Raw genomic sequence first — 5,836 nt, 5'->3', positions numbered from 1 at the left:
GTGGGGACCCCAAGCTACCGACCCGCCACGACGCCATACCGAGTACGGCTATCTGATCGTTGGCGTGGCCGCGATAGGCATCACTGTCACGCTCTTGCGGGGAATGTCCCCACTGTCGGGACAGAAAGTGCAAGATCGCGGGTCACTGTGCGAGTCGTTGGCAGGACAGGGCCGGTCCGCCATGGGGCGGGCCGGCCCTGTCCTGCTGTCGGGGTGTCTCAGCGGCCGCTGACCGAGGGTGCCGGGGCGGGTGATCCGCCGGCCACCGCGCCGGGATGTGCCGGGGCCACAGGTGCGGGCTTGAGCCCGGGCGGGACCGGCAGGGCGCTGCCCCGGGCGAACTCGTCCCAGCTCACGTTCCAGGCGGTCCAGCCGTTGCCCGGTTGCAGCTCCACCTCGGTGCCCTTGACGGTGACCAGGTCACCTACCTGTGTCACCCCCATCAACCAGTCGGCCGCCGTGGCAGAGACGTTCGCGCACCCGTGCGAGACGTTGGTGTTGCCCTGGTCCCCCTCGGACCAGGGGGCGGAGTGGATGAACTCGCCACCCCAGGTGTAGCGCTGGGCGTCGTCGACGTCGACCACGTACCCACCGTTCGGCTCGCCCCGGGTGTCGAAGGTGACCCGCTCGTGCTTCTCCATGATCACCATCTTGCCGCTGGAACTCGGCGTGCTCGGCTTACCCAGGCTGACCGGGATTCGGCGGACCTGCTTGCCGTCGCGCAGCACGGTCATCTGCTTGGTGGCGTTGTCGATCTCCAGCGAGACCTGACGGCCGATCTTGGACGTCGCGGTCCGCTCGGCGTCGCCGACCCGGTCCTTTCCGATCGGCAGACCCTCCAGACCGGCGCGGACGCTGATCGTGGTTCCGGGCTTCCAGAAATCGGGTGCGCGGTAATAGACCTGACTCCCATCCGCAAGCCACGACCAGGTGCCCGGCTGCGGCGGATTGGTCTTTACGAACAACCGCCGCTGGACATCCGCTCTGGCCTCTTTCGGAATTCCCGGGTCGAACGCCACCGTTACCGGCATCGCCGTGCCGTACGTCCGGTTGCCGTTGAAATAGAGCGTGCTCGTAATCTGCGGTTTGGTCGATTTGGCCATTGTCGTGAACGTGGTGGTGCGGGTGGTGGTGGCACCGGAGTCGCCGGTCGCGGTCACCTCGGCGGTGTACGTCCGTCGTGGTTGCAGCGGTGCGTTCGGCACCCAGCCGGAGCCGTCCTCGCGCGGCTCGGCGTTGACCTGCTTGCCCTTGTCGTCGGTGAGGCGTACGCCGGTGACCCGCCCGCCCTTGACCACGGTGCCCACCTCGGCGCTGACCGGGACGTCCCGGGCCTTGTCCCCAGGTGTCACGGCGAGTTCCGGCGGGGCGGCGTGCTTCTTGGCCGAGCCGGTCGCCGACCCCCGGTCGGCGGTGCACGCACCCAGAACGAGTGGTGCGGCCGCGATGGTTACCGCCAACAGCGTCAATCGCCGCCTAGACGTCATCTTCAGTCCCCCCGTTTTCGGCTTCCCTCCGCCACATTCTGACCCGCCCAACAGGAGTATCCGCGGTATTCAGAAATAATCGTCAGCGCATTTAGCCGGCACATTTTCCAACAATGTTCCAGTTGGCGGAACAGGGGTTCGACCGACCTTTGTCATCCGCTTTGCTCCGCTTGAGCGACCCATCGCCGACTGTCCGAATGATGGGGTGTGACGCCTGGCGGGGGTGCGGACCTGAGGAGCGCCACGCCACCCCGAAGCGGCACGGCCCCTGAGCCACCCGGACCCGCCCGGACCGCCCGGACCGGCCCTGACCCGCCCGCTCTCGCCCTGACCCGCCCGGACTCGCCCAGCCGAGCCACCGACATCAGGGGCCGCGGCTCGCCGTAGGTGGCGAGTCACCAGCTACACAACGGGCCCTGCAGAATCATGCGCAACATTTGTCCGTTTCGCGGGTGTCAGCACGCTCGCCTCGGTCGGTGGTCCACTCGGCTTCCATGAAGTCGCGCGGTCAGCAGACCCGGGACACCGCGACTTCCGTGAACCCGAGTGGATCATGAGCCAAGGGCCGACTGAGCCGGGGCGGGGCGGCTAGGACGGGCCGGACGGCCGGATCGGCTGAAGCCGAGGGCGGTGGGAGGCGGGGCAGCACGAGCGGCCGAGCAGAGCCGGGCGGACCGGGCCGAGGGCTCGGCGCGGACCACCGCGACGCCGGACCAGCGCGAGGCCCAACCAGCGCGACGCCGAACCAGCGCGACGCCGGACCGGGGGCACGACATTGCCGGCCGGCGCGGAAGAAGTAGAAGGTCAGCCGGGTGGCGCACCTCGTGGGCGAGCTTTTGTCAGTTGAAGCGAAACTTCTGCCGAACGCGACGAAGCTTTGCCTTTGTCCGGACGCAAGGGTAGGGTCTGGATCTAGATAGAGGGTTGCCCATTCGTCGATCAGCTCGCCGCCACCTCTGCCGGGTCGCCGCGTTCCGCCCCCGATGGGTACGGGCCGCACCCGCGTCGTTCCTTACCGTCCAGCCGGAGCCCGCCTCCGGCCGGTTCGGCGCGCCCGACAGACGGCAGTCAGGTCGACCGCCGCCGACGGCATACCCGCCGTCAGGAAGGGACCACCACCATGGATCACCAACTCAACCGACCGGGGCCGACACCGGCGTCCGAGCCGGTCAGCCGGCGTGGAGTGCTGCGCGCCGCGACCGTCTCCGCGGCTGCCGTCGGCGCCGCCGGTCTCCTTGGCGGCCCGGCCGCCGCCGCGCCCGCCGCGTCCGGTGGGCAGGCCCAGGGCCGCCGGCGGGTGCCGGTGGACCGGATCAGCATCCAGCTCTACACGCTGCGTGACCAGCTCGCCGCGGACCTGCCCGGCAGCCTGGACGCGCTGCGCCGGATCGGTTACCGGCGCGTGGAGCACGCTGGCTTCGTCGGTCGTACGGCCGCACAGTTCCGGGCCGCGCTCGACGAGGCCGGGCTGCGTTCCACCTCGGGGCACGTCGGCATTCCGCAGCCGTTCGACGCCGCCACCTGGGAGCAGGCCCTCGCCGACGCCAACGTGGTGGGCTGCAAGAAGATCGTCCACCCGTACTTCGGTCGGGACGCGGCCGGCCAGCCGATCCGGGACCCTGCCGTCTACCGGGCCCTGGCTCGGGACCTGAACAAGGCCGGGCGGCTCGCCGAGCGCGCCGGGCTCGAGTTCGGCTACCACAACCACCAGCTCGAGTTCGTGCCGCTGACCGGCGGCTCGACCGGGTTCGACATCCTCAGCGGGCAGACCGACCCGCGGCTTGTCCACTTCGAGCTTGACCTGTACTGGACGTGGCGGGGTGCGCACGACCCGGTCGACGTGATCCGGGCCAACCGCGGCCGGATCCGCCAGGTGCACGTCAAGGACCTCGACGTCGAGGGTGGCTTCGCCGATCTCGGCGACGGTGTCATCGACTTCGGCCGCATCTTCGCCCACGAGCGGGAGGCCGGCATCGAGGAATACATCGTGGAGCGTGACGACGCGGGCACCGCGCCGCGCTCCCCCGCCGATGCCCTGGACACCGCTCGCGTCGGCTTCGACTATCTCGCTTCACTTCGGTACTGACACCACTCCGGGGGACTCACCTGATGAACAGGACCGCATTCGCGTCCGCCCTGCTGCTGGTGACGGCCGGCCTGGCCGTACCGCCGTCGGCAGCGTCCGCCGCACCGGCCCCACCGCCGGACAGCAGCTTCCAGAAAGTGACACTTAACGACTTCCCGGGCGAGCCGATGAGCCTCGCCGTCCTGCCCGACCTGCGGGTGCTGCACACCTCCCGCACCGGTGAGGTCCGCATCCACGACCCGCGCACCGGGCTGAACACCCTCGCCGCCGACATCCCGGTGTACGAGCACGACGAGGAGGGGCTGCAAGGGGTCGCCATCGACCCGAACTTCGCCCAGAACAAGTGGGTGTACCTCTACTACTCGCCGCCGTTGGACACGCCGGTGGACGACCCGGCGACCCCGGGCGTCAACGAGGGCGACGCGCCGGAGACCGGCACCGAGGCGGACTGGCAGCGCTTCAAGGGCGCGCTGCGGCTGTCCCGGTTCAAGCTGGACGGGCAGAGGCTGAACCTCGCCAGCGAGCAGCAGATCATCGACGTGCCCACCGACCGGGGCATCTGCTGCCACGTCGGCGGCCAGATCGACTTCGACAGCAAGGGCAACCTGTACCTGTCGACGGGTGACGACACCAACCCGTTCGCCTCCGACGGCTACATCCCGATCGACGAGCGGGCCGACCGCAACCCGGCGTACGACGCCCAGCGCACCTCGGCCAACACCAACGACCTGCGCGGCAAGCTGCTGCGCATCAAGGTGAAGGCCGGTGGTGGTTACACGGTGCCGGCTGGCAACCTGTTCAAGCCGGGCACGGCGCAGACCCGCCCAGAGATCTACGCGATGGGGCTGCGCAACGCGTTCCGGTTCGCCGTCGACAAGCGCACCGACGACGTGTTCGTGGGCGACTACTCCCCGGACGCGTCCAACCCGAACCCGGAGCGCGGGCCGGCCGGGCATGGTCGGTGGATGCGCGTCGACAAGCCGGCGAACTATGGCTGGCCGTACTGCGTGACGCCGACGATCGCCTACCGCGACTACGACTTCGCCACCGGTGAGTCCGGCGCCACGTTCAACTGCAAGCGCCCGGTCAACGACTCACCGCACAACACCGGTAAGCGCGTGCTGCCGCCGGTCGAGCAGCCCGAGGTCTGGTACGCGGCCGCCCCGTCGGCCGAGTTCCCGCAGTTGGGCACCGGCGGCATCTCTCCGATGGGTGGCCCGGCGTACGAGTACGACGGGACCAGCACGTCGCGCACCCGCTGGCCGGCCTACTACGACGGGGTGCCGCTGTTCTACGAGTGGTCCCGCGACTACATCAAGGAGTTCCGCCTCGACTCCGACGGCGACGTGACGGACATCCGTCCGGTGGCGCCGTCGCTCGTCGTGGACAACCCGATGGACATGGAGTTCGGCCCGGACGGCGCGCTCTACGTGCTGGAGTACGGCGACGGTTACTTCGCCGAGAACCCGGACGCGCAGCTGTCCCGGATCGACTTCGTCCGGGGCAACCGGACCCCGATCCCGAAGATCAGTGGCACGCCGACCGTCGGGCAGGCCCCGCTGACCGTCGCGTTCTCCAGCGCCGGCACGACCGACCCGGACGGTGACAAGCTGAGCTACGCGTGGGACTTCAACGCGGACGGCTCGGTGGACAGCACCGCTCCGAACGCGAGCTGGACGTTCCCGGAGAACGGCTCGTACACGCCGACGCTGAAGGTGACCGACCGGACCGGACGGTCCGCCTCGGCTACCCTGCCGCTGCTGGTCGGGCCGACCGCGCCGGTCGTCGAGTTCGTCGCTCCGGAGGCCGGGCAGCCGTTCCAGTTCGGGCAGACGGTCGCGTACGAGGTGAAGGTCACCGACGACCTGCCGGTGGACTGCGCCCGGGTGAAGGTCACCTACGTCCTCGGGCACGACGAGCACGGGCACCCGTTGTCCACGTCGACGGGCTGCACCGGAAGCATCCCCACCTTCCTCGACGGTGGGCACAGCGGCGCGGACAACCTGACCGCGGTGTTCGTGGCGGAGTACACCGACGCCCCGACCGACCCGGGCGTACCCCCGCAGTCCGCTTCGGCGACTGTGGTGCTGGACCCGACCCCGGTTGCCGGCCTGGCCGGCTGACCACCTTCTTCGAGACAGCGGCGGGGGGGGGGGGGTGTGGGGCGGCCCCCCCCCCCGGGTAGGGCCCGGGGGGGCGGGGGGGGCGGCCCGGCCACTCGTGGGGCTCGCGGTTTTGTGGCCCCCCCCCCCCCCCCCCCCCC

At 70.1% G+C, this 5,836-nt stretch carries 3 protein-coding genes; 2 read left to right on the top strand and 1 reads right to left on the bottom strand.

From position 1 onward, the window contains the following. Positions 1-218: 218 nt before the first annotated feature. Complete coding sequence (locus ACWER9_RS31650; RefSeq protein WP_452305298.1) at positions 219-1,487, bottom strand: Ig-like domain-containing protein; 1,269 nt, start codon at positions 1,485-1,487, stop codon at positions 219-221. A 1,120-nt stretch (positions 1,488-2,607) separates the two neighbouring features. Here ACWER9_RS31650 and ACWER9_RS31645 point away from each other — a divergent pair. Further along, positions 2,608-3,573, top strand: a complete 966-nt coding sequence (locus ACWER9_RS31645) for a sugar phosphate isomerase/epimerase family protein (protein WP_452305297.1) — start codon at positions 2,608-2,610, stop codon at positions 3,571-3,573. Between the two features lie 23 nt (positions 3,574-3,596). Continuing rightward, a complete protein-coding gene (locus ACWER9_RS31640) occupies positions 3,597-5,696 on the top strand; it encodes a PQQ-dependent sugar dehydrogenase (RefSeq protein ID WP_452305296.1) in 2,100 nt (699 codons plus the stop codon). Positions 5,697-5,836: the final 140 nt, after the last annotated feature.

This window comes from Micromonospora sp. NPDC003944, from assembly GCF_053605225.1.
This window is presented reverse-complemented; position numbering and strand designations above follow the sequence as displayed.